We start from the raw sequence: 23,960 nt of genomic DNA, 5'->3' as shown, positions 1-23,960 counted from the left end.
ACCGGTAAGCCGTGTGCGGGAAAACCGCACGCACGGATTGAAAGGGGAATGGGGAAACGGGCTCGAAAGAGCACCGCGCCCCTGACTACCAATGGCACGACCACGGCGCATCGTCCTTGTCCGGCACGGAGAGTCAACGGGCAATGTTGATGACACCGTCTACGAGCGTGAACCCGACCACGCCCTCGCCCTGACCGAGCGCGGCTGGCAGCAGGCGGAGGAGACCGGCAAACGGGTGCGAGAGGTCTTCGGGCGCGAGCGCGTCAGTGTGTACGTCTCGCCGTACCGCCGTACGCACGAGACCTTGCGCGCCTTCCACCTCGACCCGGACCTCATACGGGTACGCGAGGAGCCCCGGTTGCGGGAACAGGACTGGGGCAACTGGCAGGACCGTGACGACGTCCGGCTGCAGAAGGCCTATCGGGACGCGTACGGCCACTTCTTCTACCGCTTCGCCCAGGGCGAGTCCGGCGCCGACGTGTACGACCGGGTCGGCGGCTTCCTGGAGAGCCTGTTCCGCAGCTTCGAGGCCCCCGACCACCCGCCAAACGTGTTGCTGGTGACCCATGGCCTGGCCATGCGCCTGTTCTGCATGCGCTGGTTCCACTGGACGGTCGCGGAATTCGAGTCACTGGCGAATCCCGGGAACGCGGAGATGCGGATGCTCGTTCTCGGGGACGACGGCAGGTACACGCTGGACCGGCCGTTCGAACGCTGGCGGGATCCGGAACCCTACGGGATCACCGGATAGAGTGGCAGAGCGATGACCTGTGACTCCTCTCCCGAAGGCCGACTCGACCGCGCCTTGGCCAGCCTGCGCGGGCTCGCGGTGGGGGACGCGCTGGGCTCGCAGTTCTTCGTGCCGGCGAACTACCCGCTGCTCAAGCGCCGGGAGCTGCCGCCGGGTCCCTGGCAGTGGACCGACGACACGGAGATGGCCTGTTCCGTGGTAGCGGTCCTCGCCGCGCACGGCCGCGTCGACCAGGACGCCCTGGCGCGCTCCTTCGCCGAGCACCACGACTTCGACCGGGGATACGGCCCCGCCGTCAACCGCCTGCTGAGGCTGGTCCGCGAGGGCGGCGACTGGCGTGAGCTGGCGGCCGAGCTCTTCGACGGCCACGGATCCTGGGGCAACGGCGCCGCGATGCGGATCGCCCCGCTGGGTGCCTGGTACGCCGACGATCCGGAACAGGCGACCCACCAGGCGGAGATCTCCGCCTACCCCACGCACCAGCACCGCGAGGCCGTCGTCGGCGCCATGGCCGTCGCGGCGGCGGCCTCGCTGGCAGCCGCGCCCGGTGGCTCGCCGGCCCCCGAGGCGCTACTCGACGGTGTCGTCGCACTCGTCCCGAAGAGCGCCGTGGGCGCGGGACTGCGGCGCGCCCGGGACATGCTCGACTACGACGACCCGGGCACCGTGGCGGCCGTTCTGGGCTGCGGACGGCGTACGTCGGCCCATGACACCGTGCCCTTCGCGCTCTGGTCGGCCGCGCGTGCGCTCGGCGACTACGAGCGGGCGTTCTGGACGACCGCGCAGGTCGGCGGCGACGTGGACACCACCTGCGCCATCGTCGGCGGTGTGATCGCGGCTGCGGCGGCGGGGACGCCGCCGCCCGCGTGGGCGGAGCGGACGGAGACACTGCCGGACTGGGTGCCCGAGGCCCGCGCGACACCTGCCTGAGGGGCGGGAGCCGGGCGGATGCAGCGGCGGGGGTGAATCCCTGAAACTCTCTGTGTCCATCGGGAACTCTGCGTGACTGCCCGTCCGTTGTGCCTGGTGACTGCCCTGCCAGGTGCGGGGGCGGTGGGGGAGGGACGGAACACGAGAGTTCTGGGGGTGGTCATGAGGTTCGCGTCCTGGTGCGGGACGGGGAGAGTGCGGATGGCCGGGCCGGCGTCCTCGCCGTCGGTCCCCTGGAGCCGGTCCGGCCATCCGCGGCCTCGTGCGGGCGGCGGCAGCTCAGCCGATCCCCGGCCCCGCCGTCCCCGCGAGCGCCTCCAGGTCGCTCTTGCGGACCCGGATCACCAGCCAGGCCGTACCGAGGGCGAGTACGGCCATGACCGCGGCAGCCACGAAACCCGTCGAGATGCCCTGCGCGAGGACCTGGTGTCCCCAGGTGCCGGGCAGCTGATGCGTCTTGGCGAACTCCGCCTTCTGCTGCGCCGAACCGTCGGTCAGGAACTTGGGCAGCTGCTTCTGTGCCTCGTTCTTGCTGGCCGAGCCGAACACCGTGGTCAGGATGGACAGGCCGAGCGAACCGCCCACCTGCTGCATGGCGTTGAGCAGGCCGGAGGCCGCGCCGGCCTCGTGCTGGGCGACACCGGAGACCGCGGTCACCGTGAGCGTCACGAAGTTGAGGCCCATGCCGAATCCGAACACCAGCATCGGACCGAGCACCCCGCCCGCGTACGAGCTGTCGGAGCTGATCAGCGTCTGCCAGGCGAGGCCCACCACCGCGAGCGCCGAGCCCGCGAGCATGAACGGCTTGGGTCCGAGCACCGGCAGGAACCGCTGGGACAGGCCCGCGCCGAGCGCGATCACGACCGTCACCGGCAGGAAGGCGAGACCGGCCCGGATCGGGCTGTACCCCAGCACGTTCTGCACGAAGAGGACGATGTAGAAGAACATGCCGAACATCGCCGCGGCGAGGGTCAGCATGATCACATAGGTGCCCGAGCGGTTGCGGTCGGCGAACATCCGCAGCGGGGTGATCGGCTCCTTGGCCCGGGACTCGACGTAGGCGAACGACACCAGCAGGACCACGGCTGCCACGAAGGAGCCGATGGTCAGGCTGTCCCGCCAGCCCTGGTCCGCCGCGCGGATGAAACCGTAGACGAGCGATGCCATGCCCGCCGTGGAGGTCAGGGCGCCGGCGATGTCGAACCGCCCGCTGTGGCGTTCGGACTCGTTGATGTAGAGCGGCGCGAGCAGGGCGATCACCACGCCGATGGGCACATTGACGAAGAGCACCCAGCGCCAGTCGAGCCACTCGGTGAGCATGCCGCCCGCGAGCAGCCCGATCGCTCCGCCGCCCGCGGAGACCGCGGCGAAGACGCCGAAGGCCCGGTTGCGCTCGGGGCCCTCCGGGAACGTCGTGGTGATGAGCGCCAGCGAGGTGGGCGACGCGATCGCGCCACCCATGCCCTGCAGGACGCGGGCCGCCAGCAACTGCCAGGGCTCCTGGGCGAGTCCGCCGAGCAGCGAGGCGAAGGTGAACAGCAGGATGCCGGTCATGAAGACCCGGCGCCGACCGAGAATGTCACCGGCCCGGCCGCCCAGGAGCAGCAGGCCGCCGAAGGTGAGTGTGTATGCGCTGACGACCCAGGTGAGGTCCGTGGTGCTGAACTTCAGCGCGTCTTGAATGTGCGGGAGCGCGATGTTCACAATCGTCGCGTCGAGTACCACCATGAGTTGGCAGGCCGCGATGACCGCGAGCGCGATACCGGGATGCCCCTCCCGGCGGGCCGCACCTGGTTTCTGGTCCTTGATCAACTGAGAGGTTGTCACTATGGATCCCCCACGAAAGCGTTAGTGAACGCTGGCGTTCACTGTCGCCCCAAACGGTAGTGAGTCCCCGATAGTGAACGCAAGCGTTCACTTAAATTGGTGTCGCGCGGCACGTCCCCCGTCGCCGCCGCGTGGCGCGTCCCGGCTCCGAAAACTCCCCGCTCCCCTGCACTCTGGAGAGAGTCAGATGGTTACCTCGCGCTGGACGGCCGCCCCCGCTCGGGCGGCCTCCCTCCGTCGGCGCGGCGCCGTACTCGAACGCGCCATCCTCGATGCCGCCCTGGAGCAACTCAGCACGGTCGGCTGGAACGGCCTGACCATGGAGGGTGTCGCCGCCGGTGCCCAGACCGGCAAGGCCGCGGTCTATCGCCGCTGGCCGTCCAAGGAGGACCTGGTCGCCGACGCGCTGCAGGCCGGACTGCCCCGCTTCGAGGTGGCGCCCGACCTCGGCAGTGTCCGCGAAGATCTCCTCGCTCTGTGCCGGCAGGCGCGCGACGCGATGTTCTCGCGCCCCGGCTTCGCCGTCCGCTCGGTCATTCACGAATGCGACCCACTACAGGCGGAGCGCTTCCACGCCGTGATCTTCGACGGCATCGTGGAGCCCACGCTCGCCCTGCTGGGTGAGGTCATCGCCCGCGGAATAGAGCGAGAAGAGGTGCGACCCGACGCGGCGAACAGCTATGTCTTCGACGCCATCCCGGCCATCATGATGTACCGGTCGAAGATGCGCGGAAGCGAATGGAACGACAGCGACATCGAGGAGATGATCGACCAGCTCATGGTTCCGCTGCTGCGGCCGAACAACGGTTGACCGCGGCACGCCCCGGTCGTGACATGGCTTTGGCAAGCCGGGGTGTCGCCGGGTGATCCCCGGGGCGTACGCTAAGGGCGCCATGCCGTACGAACCACCTACTCACACCGTCGAGCGCTCACTCCGCGCCACGACCGGGGCGAAGATCATTGCCGGTGTCGACGAGGTGGGGCGCGGCGCGTGGGCCGGCCCCGTCACCGTCTGCGCGGCGGTCACCGGACTGCGTCGGCCGCCCGAAGGTCTCACCGACTCCAAGCTGCTCACCGTCAAGCGCCGCACCGCGCTCGCCGAGGAGTTGCGGACATGGGTCACGTCGTACGCCCTGGGGCACGCCTCACCGGAGGAGATCGACCAGCTGGGCATGACGGCAGCGCTGCGGCTCGCGGCGGTGCGTGCTCTGGAGAGCCTGCCGGTCCGTCCGGACGCGGTGATCCTCGACGGCAAGCACGACTATCTCGGGACGCCCTGGAAGGTCCGCACGGTCATCAAGGGCGACCAGTCGTGCGTGGCGGTGGCGGCGGCTTCGGTGATCGCCAAGGTTCAGCGCGACAAAATGATGGCCGAACTGGGTATCGACCATGCAGACTTCGGTTTTGCGGACAATGCCGGGTATCCGTCACCCGTGCACAAGGCCGCACTGGAGGTGCGGGGGCCCACCCCGTACCACCGGTTGTCGTGGGCGTATCTTGATGCGCTGCCCCAGTGGCGGCACCTCAAGAAGGTCCGCAGCTGGGTGGACGGAAGCGTTCCGGAGATCGAGGGGCAGCTCGGCTTCGACTTCTGACGATTCCGCCCGCACTCGTGTGCCACCCGCCGACACGTGCCGTACCACCGTTTGATAAATATCAGCCCATGCCTCTCATTCCCGAGGAGCCTCAGATTCACGAGAGTGCCCAGGGTCCCCGCGCTACTCCGGCCAGTGGCCGCACCGCGCCGACCCCCCGTCCCGTACCCGGCCCCCGTCCCGCGGCTCCGCCGCGGCCCGGTCGTCCCGGTCCGCACCGGCCCACACCGCCGGTGCAACGTACGTCGCGCGACACGGCCGCGGCCACGCCCGGGCCCTCCGGCCCGGCCGCTCCGGCAGCCCCCGTCGCGGCTTCGGCGACCCCCCAGATCCAGCTGATCCCGGCCTCCGTCGAAGGGGCGCTCGACGCCGCCGAGGAGGCCGTGGACCTGCTCCTGGACTCGGGCCGTGCCCCTGGCGACGTGCTGGTGATCACCACCGGCGAGCAGCATCCGTGGGCGGCCCACGAGCTGTCCTTCGGTGAAGCCTCCTACTGGGCGCAGCACGACGCGGGCGACGACGTCTTCTACACGGACGCCGCGGTCGCCTCCCGTGCGGCGACCCGTCCCGTGGTCGTGGTCGCCGTCAACGGCGGTCCCGCCGCTGCCGCCGCGACCGCCCTGCCGCTGGCCCATGCCCGGGCCGGCGCCCTGCTGATCGTCTGCGGAGACCCGCAGCAGATCAACTCGGTCCTGGGCGCAGGCGTCTGAGTCCCTTCCGGTACGTCCGGGGGGGCGGCTCGGACAGCCGCCGCGGCGGTGAGTACGGCGGTCGCTTCGGCGTGCGCGGACGACGAACCGGGGTGCACGCCGCGCGTGCCCCCTCTTCGGCTTGTCCTCATCACTCGACCGGCGGCGGTCCACCGCGTAGCCGGGCCGGCGCGCATGGGGCAGGCGTGCCGCCAGGACATGACCGGACCCGACAGCTCGAGTCCGGCCGTGGCGCGGCGGATCGGGCCGACGTGTGCGACCGTCTCGGTGCTGCGAGGGGCGGCACTGTGCGGCACCGTCGGCGATGACCGTCGTGCGCAGCCCCCCTGCTCCGCGGTCCGACGCGTGCGGGTCCGCGGGGGAGCGGGCCGCTGGTGCGGTCGCGGCCCGGCGTCGTGCGTCAGCGGGCGGCCGCGCGGCGCAGGACCTCCGAGGCGACACCGCCGGTACGTGGCAGCGGGGGCGGTGCCTCGGACATGCCGAAGGGCTCCGGCGACGAGTCCGCGCTCGGACGGCGACCGCCACGGCCCTCGCCGAGGACCTGCCAGCCGTCCCTCGTCAGCGTGATGTACGCACCACAGCGCAGTCCGTGCAACGTGCAGGCGTCCCGCAGGCCCCACATCCAGGCGCCGTCCTCCTCCGTCCAACGCCCGTCGCCCTCACGGCAGTAGAGCAGCACCGCGGTGCGCACGGGGGTTCGGCGGCGCAGATCGTGCGGTATGACCCGGCGCAACTGGTCGAGCAGCGCGTTGCGGAACATCCAGCCGTCGGCGGGGGCCGGCCGGCGGGTGAAAGAGGCGCTCGCCCGCAGCCGTTCGTCCGGGTCGAGGACGGCCACGATCGCTGTCGCGGGCTGAGGGCGATGCCGGGAGTGCAGTCCGCTGACGACTTCTCGGGGGTTGCGCAGCAGCGGGATTCCCGCGGCGGCCCACTCCGCCGGTTCGAGCATGCGGACGAGAGGGTTGGCGGATGCGGCGGACAGGTCGGCTGACGTCGACGTGGACGCCGCGGAGGACGGAGCGAATCCGAAGGTCACGGTCCTCCCTTCGGCTACGCGCCCACACTGGGGGCGGGGTCGGACTGGGGGAGCGCGCACCGCAGCAGAGCCCTGCCGGACCACGGGCGAGCCGTGCGGGGAGCGGACTTCAATTCTTGCTGTCGAACTTGGATGCGGCAACGAGCAATTGGGGCCACTGACCGGAATCTGACGGTCTGTGGTTTATATCCCTACCCGGTGCGCAGAGCTGCGACGCATGGGGTGACCGTTCACCTCGAGTTCGTACACCGTTGGGACACAGGCAGTCCATGGCGGCAACGGGCGACGGGGCGCGGGCATGCGGTTGAGGGTGTGTGGGACGAAGCGATGATCACCCCTGGACGGCCAGAACGAGCGGCAGTACCCCCTCTGCGCCGGCGCGGCGGAGCAGACGGGCCGCGACCGCCAGGGTCCAGCCGGTCTCGGTGTAGTCGTCGACGAGCAGCACCGGGCCATCGGTCTCGGCGAGGGCGGCAGCCAGGGCCGACGGCACGGCCAGGGCGCCGTCGAGTGCCTTCAGACGCTGGGCGCTGTTGCTGCGCGTGAGGGGGGACGCGTCGCCCGCGTACTCCACCGAGCCGAGCAACGGCAGCCTGCCGACCTCCGCGATGCGTGCGGCCAGGGAGTCGATCAGCCGGGGGCGACTGCGGGAGGCGACCGTGACCACGCCCACCGGACGGGCCTGCGCGTCCGGTACGCCCGACGCCCAGCCGCCGGGGCCCCTCGCCCAGTCGGCGAGCACGCTCACGACGGCCTTCGCCACGTCGTCCGGCACCGGCCCGTCCGGCGCCTGAGGTGCGAGCATCGGCCGTAGCCGGTTTCCCCAGCCGATGTCCGACAGGCGGCCCAAGGCCCGCCCCGCGGCGGCCTGTTCACCGGCCGGGATGCGCCCCTTGAGATCCACGCCGATGGCGGGCAACCCGGTCGGCCACATACGACGCGGCTCCACCTCGACGCCGGCCCGGCCCAGGTCGTCCCGTGCCGCCTCCAGCGCCGCCGTCGAGGTATCGGCCGTGAACCGTGCGCCGGCACAGTTGTCGCAGCGACCGCAGGGTTTGGCCCCGTCGTCGTCCAACTGGCGCTGCAGGAACTCCATCCGGCACTCCGCCGTCGACGCGTAGTCACGCATCGACTGCTGCTCGGCCTCGCGCTGGCGGGCCACCCAGGCGTACCGCTGGGCGTCGTACGTCCAAGGCTCCCCGGTCGCGATCCAGCCACCCTTGACCCGCTTGACCGCCCCGTCGACGTCGAGAACCTTGAGCATGCTCTCCAGGCGGGACCGGCGCAGCTCCACCAAGGGCTCCAGGGCGGGCAGTGACAAGGGCCTGTCCGAGCGCGCCAGGACGTCGAGCGTACGGCGGACGAGATCCTCCGACGGGAAGGCCAGGGACGCGAAGTACTCCCAGATCGCCTCGTCCTCCTTGCCCGGGAGCAGCAGAACCTCGGCGTGCTCGACGCCGCGTCCGGCACGGCCGACCTGCTGGTAGTAGGCGATCGGCGACGAGGGGGAGCCGAGGTGCACCACGAAGCCCAGGTCCGGCTTGTCGAAACCCATGCCGAGTGCGGAGGTGGCGACCAGGGCCTTGACCCGGTTGGCGAGCAGGTCGTCCTCGGCCTGCTGCCGGTCCGCGTTCTCCGTCTTGCCCGTGTACGAGGAGACGGTGTGGCCACGGTGCCGAAGGAAGGCGGTGACCTCCTCCGCTGCGGCCACCGTCAGGGTGTAGATGATCCCGGAACCCGGCAGCTCGTCCAGGTGATCGGCGAGCCAGGCCATCCGGTGGGCCGCGTCCGGCAGCCGCAGCACGCCGAGACTCAGGCTCTCCCGGTCCAGCGGACCGCGCAGCACCAGGGCGTCCGACGTGCCCCCGGTGCCGAGCTGCTCCGCGACGTCGGCGGTCACCCGGGCGTTGGCGGTCGCGGTGGTCGCCAGCACCGGAACGCCCGGTGGCAGATCGCCCAGCATGGTGCGCAGCCGCCGGTAGTCGGGGCGGAAGTCGTGCCCCCAGTCCGAGATGCAGTGCGCCTCGTCGACCACGAGGAGCCCGGTGGCGGCGGCCAGTTTGGGCAGCACCTGGTCCCGGAAGTCCGGATTGTTGAGTCGCTCGGGACTCACCAGCAGCACATCGACCGCGCCCGCGGCGATCTCGTCCTGGACCGTCTCCCACTCCTCCGTGTTGGAGGAGTTGATCGTCCGGGCGCGGATGCCCGCCCTGGCCGCGGCCTCGACCTGGTTGCGCATCAGCGCGAGCAGCGGGGAGACGATCACCGTCGGGCCGCTGCCCCGGGCCCGCAGCAGCGAGGTCGCGACGAAGTACACCGCGGACTTGCCCCACCCTGTGCGCTGCACGACGAGCGCCCGGCGTCCGTCGGCGACCAGCGCCTCGATGGCCCGCCACTGGTCCTCACGCAGCCGGGCCGGGCCCGTGGCGTCCCCGACGAGGCGTGCGAGGACCGCGTCGGCGGCCGCCCGGAGTTCCGCGTTGCTCGTGTGCTCCATGCGTTCCATCCAACAGGACGGCTCTGACAATCGGGATCAGGGCGGGGCGGGAGGGGATCCGACGACGCGGTCCTGGCACGTCACGGGAACAGGTCGGTTCGTCCACCTGGTGGGCTTGATGTGTCCCTGACCTGAGTTATCCACAGGGCGAAGCGGAACTTCATGATCCGCGAGATCGTCTGCGCATGACGAATCACAGTGAAAGCAATGGATCACCCGAGAACGGCAAGGCCGCGGGAGACCTCGGCCCGACCGCCTACGACAGCCACGGCCCCGAGCACCAGGTCACGCTCCGTACTCCGGCCGAACTGGCCGACGCGATGCCGTATCTGCTCGGGTACCGCCCCGAGGACAGCATCGTCCTGGTCGCTCTGCACGACCGGGACGGACGGGGCCGTTTCGGTGGCCGTGCCCGGCTCGGCATTCCCGCGAGCGCGGACGACTGGGCGTGTGTCGCACGGCAGTTGGCGCACGGGCTGGTGACGGGAAGCGAGCGCAGGGGAGCCCGGCCCGAGCAGATGGTGGCCTACCTCTGCCAGGAACCGGCGAAGGGCGAGTCCGGGCGCCAGGTCATGGAACGGCTTCGCCCGCTGGCCCAGAAACTCCGCATCGAGTGCGGGCAGCTGGACGTACCGGTGATCGAGGCGCTGTGCATCTCCGGTGGCCGCTTCTGGTCGTACTGCTGCAGCAACGAGGCCTGCTGTCCCTCCGAAGGCCTGCCGATGGGCCTGCCCGGCACCTCCGTGCTGGCTGCCGCCGCCACCTACGCCGGACTTCAGGTACGCGGCACCCTTCGCGAGCTACGGGCCAGGCTGCAGCCGTGGGAGACCACGGCCGCCCTGGAGCAGGAGATCGCTCTGGACACCGCGAGCATGGCCCTGGTGCCCAGGATCCTCGACGACACCGCCCGCGCGGACGTGGCCGAGGAGACACTGGAGTTGGCCGAGGGGCTCATGCGCCGCCTGGCGCAAGCCCCGGTGGTGTCCGGCACCCTCGCGGCGGATGTCCGCGACGACGAACTGCTCGGACACGACGAGGCAGCGGCGTTGATCCTCGGCCTGCAGGACCGTGCTACGCGGGACCGTGCGGCCGAATGGATGGAGGGCGATGAGGCCGCCCCAGCACTTCGCCTCTGGCGAGCCCTGGCCCGTCGCTGCGTCGGACCGTACGGCGAGCATGCTGCGGCTCCGCTGACCCTCGCGGGGTGGGTCGCCTGGTCCTCCGGCGACGACCTGGAAGCCCGGGAGGCCCTCGCCATGGCGCTCGGAGCGGACCCCGACTATCTCTTCGCCCGTCTGCTGCACCAGGCCTGCAACGAGAACCTGGACCCGGAGTCGATCCGTCGCTGCCTGCGCGCGGAACGCCGAGGCCGCGGGCGGGAGGATGCCGCGGAAGCCGCCCCTGTGCCGGGGACGGTCGAGGCCAAGGAGAGGCCGCTCTCGCCGAGGACGGCCGAGGGTCAGGAGCCCTCTGCCGAGATGCGGGCGGTCGAGGGTCAGCAGGCCTCTGCCGTGTCGAGGGCGGTCCGAAGCCAGGAGATGCCGGCCGCGTCGAGGGCCCTCCAGGCAAGCGAGCCGACTCCGCTTCGCGAGGAGGCCATGCGTCCGCGACGGCGTTCCCGCACCGGCGCCACGGCCGGCAACCGGTCTCGTGCTGCGAGGGCGGACGGTGGGCGGAGCACGGTGAGTACATCTCGCCCGCGGACGTCCAAGACCGACGTCGGCCGCCCCAGCGCCGCACGGAAGGAGGGCACGCGCCCGCGTGCCTCCGCGAACGAGTCCGCGCGCCACCGGGAGAGCCGTCCAGCAAGCATGCATCCCGGAGGCGACGGCACCGAGGCACAAACGTGAGCAGTGGCCGGGAGAGTCCTGCGAGTCCACTTCGGCGGGACGTCGAGCGGGTTGCTGCGCGCGGGCGGCGGCACAGTACGGCCGGGCGCCCTCACCGCCATTCGGTCGGTGTGGCCGGCGGCGAGCGTGACCCGGAAGAGTCCCACTGCGTTCACCTCATCGGCGGAGCGCCCGAACGGATCGCGCCGCCCACCACGCACGTCCGTCCGGATCCCCCCACCCGGCGCCACACGCCCGAGGTGCACCGAGCACAGAAGAGGCCACCACATGCCTCAGCCGACCCCGCCGTTCGCCTACGACGCCTTGCGCAGCCAGCCATTCAACCCGCCTCCCCGTGGGCCGGAGTGGCTTGCATCCGCGCCAAGCAGGCAGGAAAGGCCTTCGCCTGAGGTGACGGGAAAAAGGCGGCCGGGGAGGCCAAACGCCGTGGGCGAGGGGCAGGAGAGGCCTTCGTCCGGGGTCACGGGACAGGAGAAGCCCCCGGCTGTGATCACCGGACAGAAGCCGCAGTCGGGGGGCCTCCCACGCCTCGTCGGTGGAGCGCCCGAGTCGGGCTGCTTCTCCGGCCGGTCCGCAGATCAGGACGACGCAAGCACTCGACCGGTGGATCAGTTGTCGTCGACCGGTGAGCCAGGTGGTCGGGACCTGCCGCCCGGTCGACCCGCGAGCCACGATTCCGCCGGCGCGCGGACCACCGACTCACGCCGCCCCGCACCTCAGCCGCGGGGCAGGCAGCGAACTCCACCTCCCCCCTTCGCCCCGCCGCGAGGCGCCCCCGCTCCGCCCCCGCTCCCCGCATCCGGCCGTCCCGTCGAGTTGCCGTCGACGCACAACGTCACGATCTGCGTCCCCCTGCCGGCCTTGCCGTCTCCGCGGAACACGGGCAGATGACCGGCCAGGGACTGGAGGGGTTCTACCGGGCAGGCAGGCGTGTGCTCTCCCGTTGCCGGCTCCGCGTGGCGGGGCGTGAACCGTCGGCGGTACAGGCCCGGATGACCGCGGCCGACTGCGCACGCTTCGTGGGCGTCCTGCGCGTCTCCCCGCACTCCGGCCCGGACCCGGACGTCGTCGTGGAGCGCCTCCGCCACGCTGACGGCACGGAGCGGATCACGCTGCGCAGCGCGGCGCCACGCCCCCTGCGGGTCCCGGTCGAGATCGCACGCGGTACCGACCTGGCGGACCTGGGCGCGATCGCGTCCGGCAGAGCAGGACCCGAACTGCCCGCCACCGTCCACGATGCGGGCCTGCGCTGGTCCTGCGCCGCAGGGAACTCGTCGGTCACCGCCAACCCGCCGCCGGCCGACGCGCTGGCCTCCGCGGGGCTGCTGCGCTGGGAGTTCGAACTGCCCCCCCGGCGGCAGCAGGAGTGTGGAGTTGCGGGTGCGCCCCGACGGTACGGGGCCGGCGCGGGCCGTGGGCCGTGCGGCGACCAGCCCGCTTGTCGGCGCGCGTACGTCAGGGGACGATCCCAGGATCGAGCCTTTCCTGCGAACCAGCGTGCAGGACCTCCAGGCCCTTCAACTGCGCGACCCCGCTCACCCTTCCGACATCCAGCTCGCCGCAGGCGCGCCCTGGCGCTGCGGAGCGGCCCCCGCCGAGGCGCTCGCGGCGGCCCGGATGACACTGGCCCTCGGCACCCGGCTCGCCGCGGGCACCCTGCGTACGCTCGCCCGTGCCCAACTCCCGGGAACGGAGCGGAAGTCCGGCATGATCCCCGGGCCGCGACGGGACGCGGGCCCCCATCTGCCGCCGGGCTGCACGGCCACGGAAGCCACGCTGCTCTACCCCGTGCTCCTCGCGGAGGCCCGCCGCTGGGGGCTTCCCGAACAGGAGACGGAGGAACTGCTGCCCGCCGCCGAGCGTTGTCTGTCCTGGCTGCGGAGGACCGTGGGGGACGGCACCTACTTCGCGACCCGGACCCCGGAGGTCCCGCCCGCTGTGAGACGCAGGCCCACGCCCACCGGGCGGCGCTGCTCGGCGCGGATCTGCTCGACGCCTGCGGAAGACCGGGCGCACCGGAGCTGCGGCAGTGGGCCCAGGCACTGCGCGGGGCGTTCCGCGAGGAGTTCTGGATCGACGACCTCGGCGGCGGCCGTCCGGCGGCCGCGCTCGCCCGCGACGGCACCCCGGTGCCGCACTTGGGTGCGGCCGCCGCCCATCTGCTCGACACCGGCCTGCTCGGCGGGGGCGAGACCGCACCCGGCCTGCTCGACAAGGTACGGACGGAACAACTCGCCAGACTGTTCGGCGGCCCGGCCATGGATCGGGCTGGGGCCTGCGCGGACTGGGCTCGAAAGAGACGGAACACAACCCGTTCGGGCACCGGAGCGGCGCCGTGCGAGTCCACGAGACAGCCGTGGCCGTAGCGGGCCTTGCCGCGGCGGACTACGAGAAGGAGGCGGGTTCGCTGCTGCAAGGCCTTCTCGCGGTGGCCGCCTTCGGCCACCGGCTGCCCGAGATGTACGCGGGGGAGCAGCGCTCCGAAGGCAGCGCCCCGCTCCCTCACCTGGCGGCCTGCCGACCGGCCGCCACCGCGGCGGCAGCCGGTGTGCTGCTCCTGACCGTGCTCGCGGGAATCCGGCCCGACGCGCCCGCCGGCACGGTCACACTGCGTCCCCTGCGCGGCGCCCCGCTGGGGGAGATCGTCCTGATGGGCCTGCGGGTCGCCGGCGCCCCCTTCTCCGTACGGGTCAGCCGCCTCGGGCCTGCCATGGTGGAGGAGGCGGCCGACGGACTCCAACTGGGAATGTGACCTCGCACGACGCACCACGGCACACCACTCGTGAGCAGATCGTGCGGCGCATACCGGAGCGAAGTGGATCAGTCACCGAAGCGACCCGCGAAGGGAGTGTTTATCGTCAGGCAGACGACTATGATCGCCGCATGCCCTACGACCCGTCAGCCTTTCCGCCGTTCGCCGTCACCGTGGACCTTGTCGTGCTGACCGTGCGACGCCATGCCCTGTGCGCGCTCGCGGTGCGCAGGGGTGAACCGCCGTTTCAGGGGCGCTGGGCGCTTCCCGGCGGATTCGTGCGGGCCGACGAGGACCTGGCACAGGCCGCGGCGCGTGAGCTGGCCGAGGAGACCGGACTGCGGGCCCACGACCCGTCCGTGCCCGCTCAGGACAACGGCGCCCACCTCGAACAGCTCGCCACCTACGGTGACCCCAAGCGGGACCCCCGGATGCGGGTCGTCAGCGTCGCCCACCTGGCGCTCGCCCCCGACCTGCCCGCACCACGAGCGGGCGGTGACGCCAGCAACGCGCGCTGGGCGCCCGTCGAGGAACTGCTCCAGCAAGGCGGTTACGGCCGTGACGGAGAACCGGTGGTGCCGCTCGCCTTCGACCACGCGCAGATCCTGTCCGACGGTGTGGAACGTGCCCGCTCCAAGATCGAGTACTCGTCCCTCGCCACGGCGTTCTGCCCCACCGAGTTCACCGTCGGCGAGCTGCGCCGGGTCTACGAGGCGGTGTGGGGAGTGGCGCTCGACCCGCGCAACTTCCACCGCAAAGTGACGGGCACCCCGGGTTTTCTCGTGCCGACCGGCGGTACCACCACCCGCCAGGGCGGCCGCCCGGCCCAGCTGTTCCGGGCCGGCGGTGCCACCCTGCTCAACCCCCCGATGCTGCGTCCCGAGGTGTGAGGGCATGCCCGGGCGGCGAATCGGCGAGCGGGAGCGACGGGCGAACGCGGTTCCGAGCACCCGGCTGCGGGCCTCGCTATGCCCGGAAAAACGGACATAGCGCGCTATCTTGCTGCGGGTGATCCAGGCCTTCGGACTGACCAGCAACCCCCGCAAGGACCTTCCGCCCGCCGTCGACGACGTTTCCTTCGAGGCGCGCGCCGGCCATGTCACCGCGTTGCTCGGCGCACCGGGAGCGGGCAAGACAACGGCGCTCAGACTCATGCTCGAACTCCAACAGGGGCGGGGCATCACCTACTTCAGAGGCCGTCCGCTGCGCCGCATCGGCCACCCGTCGCGCGAAGTCGGCGTCCTCCTCGGCGACGTACCGGGACACCCGGCCCGCACGGTCCGAGGTCATCTCCGCATGCTGTGCGCCGCCGCGGGCGTCCCGGTCGGCCGCGCCGACGAGGTCCTCGAGGTGATGGGCCTCGTCAGTCTGCGCGACGAGCGCCTCAGCACCCTCTCGCGGGGCATGGACCGTCGTCTCGGCCTGGCCTGTGCCCTCCTGCCCGACCCTCACACGCTCGTGCTCGACGAGCCCGCCCGCGGTCTCTCCGCCCGCGAGGCACACTGGCTGCACTGCATGCTCCGCGCGCACGCCGCCCAGGGTGGCACGGTCCTGGTCGCGACGGCCGACCCCAAGACGGCCGCCCGCAACGCCGACCGGGTCGTCACCCTGGAGCAGGGCAGGCTCGTCGCCGACCAGGACGCCGCCGAGTTCGCCCGCACGCGGCTCCGGCCCCGCGTCGCCGTCCGCAGCCCTCATGCCGCCCGTCTCGCCGCCCTTCTCACCAAGGAGGCACGCAGCGCACAGCGCTCCGTGGAGGTCGTCCGCGAGGGTGGGAACCGGCTTTCCGTGTACGGCAGTACCTGTGCGGACGTCGGCGAGACCGCGTTCCGGCACGGCATCCTGGTCCACCAACTCGCGGACGAGCTGGGGGACATGGGGCCGGGGGCCGGGGCGGTACCCGAGGTCCGGCTGGAGGCATCCGAGGCCCAGCAGCTGTCAACCGGTTCGCATGCCGCCGACTCGAGCCGGAGGCCCGGTGTCTCCTCGCCGGAGACCGAGCCGTGCACCACCGACGATCCACGACCGCCGACAGATCCGCACCCGGCAACGGCGACCGCCCGGGCCGAAGCCGTGGCGCATCGGCCGACAGCGGCCGATGCGCGCCAGGACCCCGCGGCCCCGCATTCCGCCGACACGCCCGAGCCCGGACCGGCCCAGGCGCCCCGTCGACGGGCCGAAACCCACGCGCACGACCCCCTCTCCCCACTCCCGCCCCCCATCTCCGTCCGCACCGCCGCCAGCCCCCTGCGCCCCCTGCGCTACGAGATGCGCCGTGCCACTGGGATCGGCACGGGGTTCATCACGACGGGTGTCGTGGTCGTCGTGTCCGCCCTCGCCGCCGTGGTCCTCGCCCAATTCGGGCACACCCCGCAGTCCCGGCTGCTGGCCGCCTGGCCGTGGCAGTTGCCGTTGCCGCCCGCCGCGCTCGGTGCGGGCCTGCTCGGGGCACTGGCCTTCGGCGACGAGTTCCGCCACCCCGCGCTGGCGGCGGACCGCGGCACCGTGCCCCGCCGGCTGGGGCTGCTCGTCGCGAAGCTCCTCGTCGCCACGGCCACCGCGCTGACCCTGGCCCTCCTCACGATCGGCTGCGACGCCGAGGTGCTCTACCTCGTCTACGGCCGGGAGCTCGCGGAAGTTCCCGCCGACTGGGTCTTGCTGGGTGCGAGTTGGATCGGCCTCGTCGTCGGGTGCGCCTGGGCCGGAGTGCTGGCGGCCGGCGTCTTCAGGTCCAGCACCGCGGGACTCGCGGCCGTGGTAGCCGTACCGGTCGTCGTCGTGCCGCTCGTACAGAAGGCCTTCGCGGGATCATCCGTGCGGTCCGCGGCCGGGTTCCCGCTGCGGCTCCGGGAGACGCTGCTGCTGCAGTGGCCCTTCGGGGGAGAGCGCTATCTGTACGGTGTGGCCCGCGTGATCGCCCAACCCGTGGGCGGCGCCCTGACGTTGTCGCTGACCGGGCTGCTCTGCGCGTATCTCCTCACGACCGTGCGCAGCAGGGTCCGATGACGACCGTCCGTACGCTTTCGTCACACCCTGCGCACAACTCCTCGGGGAAAGCCCATTTCTTTCCGATAAGGCGTCAATTGCGACGGGGTGATCGATCACCCTTTCGTGTGCTTTTCACCAAAGACCTCAAGGGAGTTGGAGACAGCGCCGACAAAGGATACGTGAGTACCCTTGCGCACACCATGATGACCGCCGCCCGCTCCGCCGACTCCGGCCTCGCCGGCCCGGGCGAACTCGACCGCTACCCCTACGCCGAGGCGCATGTCGCCGACCGTGTCGGAGCCCCCGTCTGGGAGGGCGGGGACCCGGAGCTGGGCCGCGTGGGCCGGCGTGCCGCGGGCAGCCGCGGGCGCGGGCTGCACGGCCAACTCGTCCAGCAGCTGGGGCAGATGATCGTCTCCGGCGACCTGGGTGCCGACCGCCCGCTGGTGCCCGAGGAGATCGGCCAGCGCTTCGAGGTCTCCCGCACCGTCGTTCGCGAGTCGCTCCGGGTCCTGGAGGCCAAGGGTCTGGTCAGTGCCCGTCCGAACGTCGGCACACGCGTGCGTCCCGTCAGTGACTGGAACCTCCTGGACCCGGACATCATCGAGTGGCGGGCCTTCGGGCCGCAGCGCGACGACCAGCGCCGCGAGCTGAGCGAGCTGCGCTGGACCATCGAGCCGCTCGCAGCCCGCCTCGCCGCCGGGCACGGGCGCGAGGACGTCCAGCAGCGCCTCGTCGACATGGTCGAGATCATGGGGCACGCCATGGGGCAGGGTGACGCGCTCACCTTCTCCCGCGCCGACGCGGAGTTCCACTCGCTGCTGATCCAGGTCGCCGGCAACCGCATGCTGGAGCATCTCTCCGGGATCGTGTCGGCCGCCCTGCAGGTCTCCGGCGGCCCTGTCGCGGGCTGCGACCGGCCCAACGAGACGTCGCTGGCGTACCACGGCAGGATCGCCGACGCCCTCGCCGCGGGCGACGGAGCCGCGGCCGAGACGGCCATGCGTCAACTGCTCACCGTCCACCCCGAGGTGGAGCGGGTCGTGCCGGCGCCGCGCGAGCACTGACCGCAGGTGGCGCGGCCGTGATCTCCTTCCCCCCTGTGGTCTCGCCCGGCCGTCGAGCCGCTCCCGTCGGACCCCGCAGGATCTCCGGGATCGTGTGGGGTCCGACGGCGCGAGGGGTGGGGGAGGGTGGGCGGCCCTGATCGGGGTATATGTGATCTCCTATGCCCGCGTATGACCTTTTTGAGCGCTTACGAGATGTGACTCGGGCCACGCAGATTGGGCGTAACGCTCGTGGGAACTATGCGATGACCTAAGAGGTGACAGCCGAGGAGGGAATACGGACGCCGTTCGCGGCGCTGTGCATCTTCCCGGCCCCCGCCCGCACCGTCGGCCCATCCCCACGGCCGGTGGTCGGCTCCTGTCCTTCCTGGACGGGGCCGGAAGCCGTTTTCCAACGTTCCGAGAGGTTGTTCGTGTCGGCCAGCACATCCCGTACGCTCCCGCCGGAGATCGCCGAGTCCGTCTCTGTCATGGCTCTTATCGAGCGGGGAAAGGCTGAGGGGCAGATCGCCGGCGACGATGTGCGTCGGGCCTTCGAAGCTGACCAGATTCCGGCCACTCAGTGGAAGAACGTACTGCGCAGCCTCAACCAGATCCTCGAGGAAGAGGGTGTGACGCTGATGGTCAGTGCCGCGGAGCCCAAGCGCACCCGAAAGAGCGTCGCAGCGAAGAGTCCGGCCAAGCGCACCGCCACCAAGACGGTCGCGGCCAAGACGGCGACCGCCAAGCCGGCCACCGCGACCGCCACTCCGGCGGCGCCCGCCGTCGAGACCTCGCCGGTCGAGGACGACGCCCCGAAGGCCGCTGCCAAGAAGACGGCCGCCAAGAAGGCGACGACGGCTGTGAAGAAGACGGTCGCCAAGAAGGCCCCGGCGGCCAAGAAGACCAGCGCCAAGAAGGACGACGCGGAGATCCTCGAGGAAGAGGTTCTCGAGGACGCCCCCAAGGCCGGCGACGAGCCCGAGGGCGCCGAGAGCGCGGGCTTCGTGCTCTCCGACGAGGACGAGGACGACGCCCCGGCCCAGCAGGTCGCCGCGGCGGGTGCCACCGCCGACCCGGTCAAGGACTACCTCAAGCAGATCGGCAAGGTCCCCCTGCTCAACGCCGAGCAGGAGGTCGAGCTCGCCAAGCGCATCGAGGCGGGCCTGTTCGCCGAGGACAAGCTGGCCAACGCCGACAAGCTGGCCCCGAAGCTCAAGCGTGAGCTGGAGATCATCGCCGAGGACGGCCGCCGCGCCAAGAACCACCTCCTGGAGGCCAACCTCCGTCTGGTGGTCTCCCTGGCCAAGCGCTACACCGGCCGCGGCATGCTCTTCCTGGACCTCATCCAGGAGGGCAACCTCGGTCTGATCCGCGCGGTCGAGAAGTTCGACTACACCAAGGGCTACAAGTTCTCCACGTACGCCACCTGGTGGATCCGTCAGGCGATCACCCGCGCCATGGCCGACCAGGCCCGCACCATCCGCATCCCGGTGCACATGGTCGAGGTCATCAACAAGCTCGCGCGAGTGCAGCGCCAGATGCTCCAGGACCTGGGCCGCGAGCCCACCCCGGAGGAGCTGGCCAAGGAGCTCGACATGACCCCGGAAAAGGTCATCGAGGTCCAGAAGTACGGCCGCGAGCCCATCTCCCTGCACACCCCGCTGGGCGAGGACGGCGACAGCGAGTTCGGTGACCTCATCGAGGACTCCGAGGCCGTCGTCCCGGCGGACGCGGTCAGCTTCACGCTCCTGCAGGAGCAGCTGCACTCCGTCCTGGACACCCTGTCCGAGCGCGAGGCGGGCGTCGTCTCCATGCGCTTCGGTCTCACCGACGGTCAGCCGAAGACCCTCGACGAGATCGGCAAGGTCTACGGCGTCACGCGTGAGCGCATCCGCCAGATCGAGTCCAAGACCATGTCGAAGCTGCGCCACCCGTCGCGCTCGCAGGTACTGCGCGACTACCTCGACTAGGGCGCGGTCCTACGACGCCCAAGGCCCGGTTCCCCTCGGGGAGCCGGGCCTCGTCGTTCCGTCGCGGGTGCGGGGCGTCGCGCGCTGGAGCACTCTGGGTTTCCAATGATCACCCCAGTGTGAGGAGCGCGCATGCGTCGTCCCATTGTCCGGTCGCTGGCCAGGCCGCTCGTCCTCGCGGCCACCATGACTGCCATACCGCTGCTGTCCGCGGCTCCGGCGCCCGCCGCCGCGGTCGTCGGCGGCTACCCGGTCGACATCTCGCAGAGTCCCTGGACGGTTGCGCTGTCCAGCCGTGACCGGTTCGGGGGTACCCGGGCCGGTCAGTTCTGCGGCGGGGTGGCCATCGGTCGCTCGACCGTGCTCACCGCGGCGCACTGCATGGGCGAGGAGGTCCTGGGGGCACCTGCGAACCAGATGCGCGACCTGAAGGTCATCACGGGTCGCACCGACCTGCTCTCGGACCGCGGTTCGGAGATCGGAGTGCGCGAGGTGCTGGTGAACCCCGCCTACGACAGCCGCACCAACGCCGGGGACTTCGCCGTCCTCACCCTCGCCGAGCCGCTGCCGCAGAACGCGCCGATCGCGATGGCGGGCGCCGGCGATCCCGGCTACGCACCCGGGACCAGTGCCACGGTCTACGGATGGGGTGACCTGACCGGTGGCGGCGACTACGCACACACTCTGCGCGCCGCCCCCGTGCGCGTACTGCCCGACGCCCAGTGCCAACGTGCCTACCCGGGCAGTGCCGAGGGCGCCTATGTCGCCGGCAGCATGCTGTGCGCCGGGGAGACGGAGGGCGGGCACGACGCCTGTCAGGGTGACAGCGGCGGGCCTCTCGTCGCCCAGGGGAAACTGATCGGACTCGTGTCCTGGGGGAGTGGCTGTGGCCGTGCGGGCAGTCCGGGCGTCTACACGCGCGTGTCCGAGGTCGTACGAACGGTTGGGGCTGCGGGTGGGCCTCAGTAGGGGCTGAGAGCCGCCGAGGCCGGTCTGGCGCGGTCCTTCGGCGTCGGCCGGGAACGAAGAGCGGGCGGCGCGGTCCCTGGGAAACAGGGCCGCGCCGCCCGTACAACCGGCCTGTGCCGGTGCTGGCTCGTCGTAGACGCGAGGTGTCAGCGCTCTTCGTCGGACGCAGCTGCCGGAACGGACGTCAGCCGCTCCGTCTCGTCCTGTATCTCAGCGGCGATCTTCTTGAGTTCCGGCTCGAACTTGCGTCCGTGGTGGGCGCAGAAGAGCAGTTCTCCGCCGCTGAGCAGGACAACGCGAACGTAGGCCTGCGCACCGCAACGGTCGCAGCGATCGGCGGCCGTCAGCGGGCTCGCGGGGGTCAGAACAGTAGTCACGTCGCCTCTTCTCTAGCTCGACGAGCTGTCGTACCAGGGTCAACATCCAACCAGCCCTAAAACGTTCCCGCCCGGGGCTTCTTCTCGAAAAAATCTTTCGAGTCCGGCTGTCTGTTGCCGGTTGGCGGCGAATGTGCCGTATTGCGTGTCTGTGTGTCGTACGGGTTCGCGCTGTCGTTCGATGTCAGTCCTCCCGGCTGGCTTGCCGGTTGTTCTTGAGGACGTGCCCGGAGCCTAAATGGTTCATGCCCCGAAGGGAACGTGATATGTGCTTCACTCCATCGAGGGATCGAACATGCATACGAGCCTGGACTACCCTGTGTTCCGACGAAGGGTGGCGCTACAACGGCTCTACCAGGCCTCGGTACCCTCTTCACGGCAACAGAGGCCGCGCCCTTACCCACAAGGGCCTCACCTGAAATTCAGCGAGGAGCGAACCGCGTGACCGCCGAAACGTCCGTGTCGTCCACGGCTCTGCTGGCAGGAGCAGAGCGGGACGGTTCCAACTACACCGCGCGGCACCTGCTCGTCCTCGAGGGGCTCGAAGCCGTGCGCAAGCGTCCGGGCATGTACATCGGATCGACCGACAGCCGCGGTCTGATGCACTGCCTGTGGGAGATCATCGACAACTCGGTCGACGAGGCCCTCGGAGGCTACTGCGACCACATCGAGGTGATCCTCCACGAGGACGGCTCGGTGGAGGTGCAGGACAACGGCCGGGGCATCCCGGTCGACGTCGAGCCCAAGACCGGCCTGTCCGGCGTCGAGGTCGTCATGACCAAGCTGCACGCCGGCGGCAAGTTCGGAGGCGGCTCCTACGCCGCCTCCGGCGGTCTGCACGGCGTCGGTGCCTCTGTGGTGAACGCCCTGTCGGCCCGCCTGGACGTCGAGGTGGACCGTGGCGGGCACACGCACGCGATCAGCTTCCGCCGCGGTGTGCCCGGCGCCTTCGCGGGGGCCGGTCCGGACGCCCGGTTCGAGGCGGCCAGCGGCCTGCGCAAGGCCAAGAAGATCCCCAGGACCCGCAGCGGCACGCGCGTGCGTTACTGGGCCGATCGCCAGATCTTCCTCAAGGACGCCAAGCTCTCCCTGGAGAACCTCCACCAGCGCGCCCGCCAGACGGCCTTCCTGGTGCCGGGCCTGACCATCCTGGTCCGCGACGAGTTCGGCCTCGGCGAGGGCGGAAGCAAGGGCGAGGAGTCCTTCCGCTTCGACGGCGGCATCAGCGAGTTCTGCGAGTACCTGGCGAGCGACAAGCCGGTCTGCGACGTCCTCCGCTTCTCCGGCCAGGGCACCTTCAAGGAGACGGTCCCGGTCCTGGACGAGCACGGCCAGATGACCCCCACCCAGGTCACCCGTGAGCTCGACGTCGACGTCGCCATGCGGTGGGGCACCGGGTACGACACAACCCTCAAGTCGTTCGTGAACATCATCGCCACCCCCAAGGGCGGTACCCATGTCGCGGGCTTCGAGACGGCCGTCACCAGCACGCTCAACGAGGTGCTGCGGGCCAAGAAGCTGCTGCGCGTCGCCGAGGACGACATCGTCAAGGACGACGCCCTGGAGGGCCTCACCGCCGTCGTCACCGTCCGACTGGCCGAGCCCCAGTTCGAGGGGCAGACCAAGGAGGTCCTCGGCACCTCGGCGGCCCGCCGCATCGTGAACACCGTGATCACCAGGGAGCTCAAGGCCTTCCTGACCTCCACCAAGCGCGACGCCGCGGCCCAGGCCCGGGTCGTGATGGAGAAGGCCGTCGCCGCCGCCCGTACACGCATCGCGGCCCGCCAGCACAAGGACGCCCAGCGTCGGAAGACGGCCCTGGAGTCCTCGTCACTTCCGGCGAAGCTCGCCGACTGCCGCAGCGACGACGTGGACCGCAGCGAGCTGTTCATCGTCGAGGGAGACTCCGCGCTCGGTACCGCCAAACTCGCTCGCAACTCCGAGTTCCAGGCACTGCTGCCGATCCGCGGCAAGATCCTCAACGTCCAGAAGTCGTCCGTGACCGACATGCTCAAGAACGCCGAGTGCGGTGCGATCATCCAGGTCATAGGGGCGGGCTCGGGGCGGACCTTCGACATCGACGCGGCCCGCTACGGCAAGATCATCATGATGACCGACGCCGACGTCGACGGCTCGCACATCCGGACTCTGCTGCTGACGCTGTTCCACCGCTACATGCGGCCCATGGTGGAAGCCGGCCGAGTCTTCGCCGCGGTGCCGCCGCTGCACCGCATCGAGATCGTCCAGCCGAAGAAGGGGCAGGACAAGTACGTCTACACCTACTCGGACCGCGAGTTGCGCGAGAAGCTTCTCGAGTTCCAGAGCAAGGGCATCCGGTACAAGGACTCCATCCAGCGCTACAAGGGTCTCGGCGAGATGGACGCCGACCAGCTGGCCGAGACGACGATGGACCCGCGCCACCGCACCCTGCGTCGGATCAACCTCTCCGATCTGGACTCGGCCGAACAGGTCTTCGACCTGCTGATGGGCAACGACGTGGCTCCCCGCAAGGAGTTCATCTCCGGCTCGGCGGCGACCCTGGACAGGTCCCGTATCGACGCGTGAGCCGCTGCGCCGGGCTCGCTCGGGGCCGGCTGGGCGGCACTCGCGGCGGGGCGAATGCCGGGGCGGTCCGCTTCGGGCGGGTCGGGTTGGAGGT

16 protein-coding genes and 1 pseudogene are annotated in these 23,960 nt (G+C 71.0%); 13 read left to right on the top strand and 4 right to left on the bottom strand.

Annotated elements, in window-relative coordinates; translation table 11 throughout:
* Positions 1–91 precede the first annotated feature (91 nt).
* Both ACIRVK_RS32810 and ACIRVK_RS32805 read left to right on the top strand, forming a co-directional pair.
* Positions 92–751 carry a histidine phosphatase family protein gene (locus tag ACIRVK_RS32810; protein ID WP_404253552.1) on the top strand — a complete coding sequence of 220 codons (660 nt, stop codon included), beginning with the start codon at positions 92–94 and terminating at the stop codon, positions 749–751.
* 12 nt (positions 752–763) lie between these two features.
* A complete protein-coding gene (locus tag ACIRVK_RS32805) occupies positions 764–1,681 on the top strand; it encodes an ADP-ribosylglycohydrolase family protein (RefSeq protein ID WP_404253550.1) in 918 nt (305 codons plus the stop codon).
* Between the two features lie 279 nt (positions 1,682–1,960).
* On the opposite strand, the gene ACIRVK_RS32800 is transcribed toward ACIRVK_RS32805, so the two are convergent.
* A complete protein-coding gene (locus ACIRVK_RS32800; RefSeq protein WP_404253548.1) occupies positions 1,961–3,508 on the bottom strand; it encodes an MFS transporter in 1,548 nt (515 codons plus the stop codon).
* Between the two features lie 187 nt (positions 3,509–3,695).
* On the opposite strand from ACIRVK_RS32800, the gene ACIRVK_RS32795 reads away from it, so the two are divergent.
* From ACIRVK_RS32795 to ACIRVK_RS32785, 3 genes are all read left to right on the top strand, one after another.
* Complete coding sequence (locus tag ACIRVK_RS32795; protein WP_404253546.1) at positions 3,696–4,319, top strand: TetR/AcrR family transcriptional regulator; 624 nt, start codon at positions 3,696–3,698, stop codon at positions 4,317–4,319.
* An 82-nt stretch (positions 4,320–4,401) separates the two neighbouring features.
* A complete protein-coding gene (locus ACIRVK_RS32790; protein WP_404253544.1) occupies positions 4,402–5,103 on the top strand; it encodes a ribonuclease HII in 702 nt (233 codons plus the stop codon).
* A 68-nt stretch (positions 5,104–5,171) separates the two neighbouring features.
* A complete protein-coding gene (locus ACIRVK_RS32785) occupies positions 5,172–5,813 on the top strand; it encodes a hypothetical protein (protein ID WP_404253542.1) in 642 nt (213 codons plus the stop codon).
* A gap of 400 nt (positions 5,814–6,213) precedes the next feature.
* Here the strand turns inward: ACIRVK_RS32785 and ACIRVK_RS32780 are convergent, their stop codons facing one another.
* Positions 6,214–6,849 (bottom strand): hypothetical protein, encoded by a 636-nt coding sequence (locus ACIRVK_RS32780; RefSeq protein WP_404253540.1) that lies wholly within the window; start codon positions 6,847–6,849, stop codon positions 6,214–6,216.
* A 331-nt stretch (positions 6,850–7,180) separates the two neighbouring features.
* Positions 7,181–9,346 (bottom strand): RecQ family ATP-dependent DNA helicase, encoded by a 2,166-nt coding sequence (locus ACIRVK_RS32775; RefSeq protein ID WP_404253538.1) that lies wholly within the window; start codon positions 9,344–9,346, stop codon positions 7,181–7,183.
* Positions 9,347–9,531: 185 nt separating this feature from the next.
* Between ACIRVK_RS32775 and ACIRVK_RS32770 the strand changes: the two genes are divergently transcribed.
* From ACIRVK_RS32770 to ACIRVK_RS32740, 7 genes and pseudogenes are all read left to right on the top strand, one after another.
* The gene (locus ACIRVK_RS32770) at positions 9,532–11,196 is read left to right on the top strand and encodes a DUF4192 family protein (RefSeq protein WP_404253536.1); all 1,665 of its coding nucleotides are present in this window, start codon (positions 9,532–9,534) and stop codon (positions 11,194–11,196) included.
* Positions 11,197–12,012: 816 nt separating this feature from the next.
* Positions 12,013–13,948 (top strand): annotated as a pseudogene (locus ACIRVK_RS32765) (glycogen debranching N-terminal domain-containing protein).
* Positions 13,949–14,079: 131 nt separating this feature from the next.
* Entirely contained in the window at positions 14,080–14,838 is a 759-nt protein-coding gene (locus tag ACIRVK_RS32760) for an NUDIX domain-containing protein (RefSeq protein ID WP_404253534.1), read from the top strand.
* Positions 14,839–14,956: 118 nt separating this feature from the next.
* Positions 14,957–16,954, top strand: a complete 1,998-nt coding sequence (locus ACIRVK_RS32755) for an ATP-binding cassette domain-containing protein (RefSeq protein WP_404253533.1) — start codon at positions 14,957–14,959, stop codon at positions 16,952–16,954.
* A 161-nt stretch (positions 16,955–17,115) separates the two neighbouring features.
* Entirely contained in the window at positions 17,116–18,003 is an 888-nt protein-coding gene (locus ACIRVK_RS32750) for a FadR/GntR family transcriptional regulator (protein WP_404253531.1), read from the top strand.
* A 413-nt stretch (positions 18,004–18,416) separates the two neighbouring features.
* Positions 18,417–19,955 carry an RNA polymerase sigma factor gene (locus ACIRVK_RS32745; protein WP_404253529.1) on the top strand — a complete coding sequence of 513 codons (1,539 nt, stop codon included), beginning with the start codon at positions 18,417–18,419 and terminating at the stop codon, positions 19,953–19,955.
* A 132-nt stretch (positions 19,956–20,087) separates the two neighbouring features.
* Positions 20,088–20,924, top strand: coding sequence for a serine protease (locus ACIRVK_RS32740; protein ID WP_404253527.1), 837 nt, complete (start codon positions 20,088–20,090; stop codon positions 20,922–20,924).
* A gap of 146 nt (positions 20,925–21,070) precedes the next feature.
* Here ACIRVK_RS32740 and ACIRVK_RS32735 read toward each other — a convergent pair whose 3' ends face one another.
* Complete coding sequence (locus tag ACIRVK_RS32735) at positions 21,071–21,301, bottom strand: hypothetical protein (RefSeq protein ID WP_404253525.1); 231 nt, start codon at positions 21,299–21,301, stop codon at positions 21,071–21,073.
* Positions 21,302–21,742: 441 nt separating this feature from the next.
* Between ACIRVK_RS32735 and ACIRVK_RS32730 the strand changes: the two genes are divergently transcribed.
* The gene (locus tag ACIRVK_RS32730; protein ID WP_404253523.1) at positions 21,743–23,866 is read left to right on the top strand and encodes a type IIA DNA topoisomerase subunit B; all 2,124 of its coding nucleotides are present in this window, start codon (positions 21,743–21,745) and stop codon (positions 23,864–23,866) included.
* Positions 23,867–23,960: the final 94 nt, after the last annotated feature.

The organism is Streptomyces sp. NPDC101152 (assembly GCF_044768275.1).
Lineage (GTDB): Bacteria > Actinomycetota > Actinomycetes > Streptomycetales > Streptomycetaceae > Streptomyces.
The sequence above is the reverse complement of the archived record's forward strand: the minus strand, read 5'-3'. Positions and strand labels throughout refer to the sequence as shown.

Coding starts and splice junctions, on each gene's coding strand:
- ACIRVK_RS32805 (WP_404253550.1), top strand. CDS start 764: ATGACCTGTGACTCCTCTCCCGAAGGCCGACTCGACCGCGCCTTGGCC.
- ACIRVK_RS32760 (WP_404253534.1), top strand. CDS start 14,080: ATGCCCTACGACCCGTCAGCCTTTCCGCCGTTCGCCGTCACCGTGGAC.
- ACIRVK_RS32740 (WP_404253527.1), top strand. CDS start 20,088: ATGCGTCGTCCCATTGTCCGGTCGCTGGCCAGGCCGCTCGTCCTCGCG.
- ACIRVK_RS32770 (WP_404253536.1), top strand. CDS start 9,532: ATGACGAATCACAGTGAAAGCAATGGATCACCCGAGAACGGCAAGGCC.
- ACIRVK_RS32785 (WP_404253542.1), top strand. CDS start 5,172: ATGCCTCTCATTCCCGAGGAGCCTCAGATTCACGAGAGTGCCCAGGGT.
- ACIRVK_RS32775 (WP_404253538.1), bottom strand. CDS start 9,346: ATGGAGCACACGAGCAACGCGGAACTCCGGGCGGCCGCCGACGCGGTC.
- ACIRVK_RS32810 (WP_404253552.1), top strand. CDS start 92: ATGGCACGACCACGGCGCATCGTCCTTGTCCGGCACGGAGAGTCAACG.
- ACIRVK_RS32790 (WP_404253544.1), top strand. CDS start 4,402: ATGCCGTACGAACCACCTACTCACACCGTCGAGCGCTCACTCCGCGCC.
- ACIRVK_RS32795 (WP_404253546.1), top strand. CDS start 3,696: ATGGTTACCTCGCGCTGGACGGCCGCCCCCGCTCGGGCGGCCTCCCTC.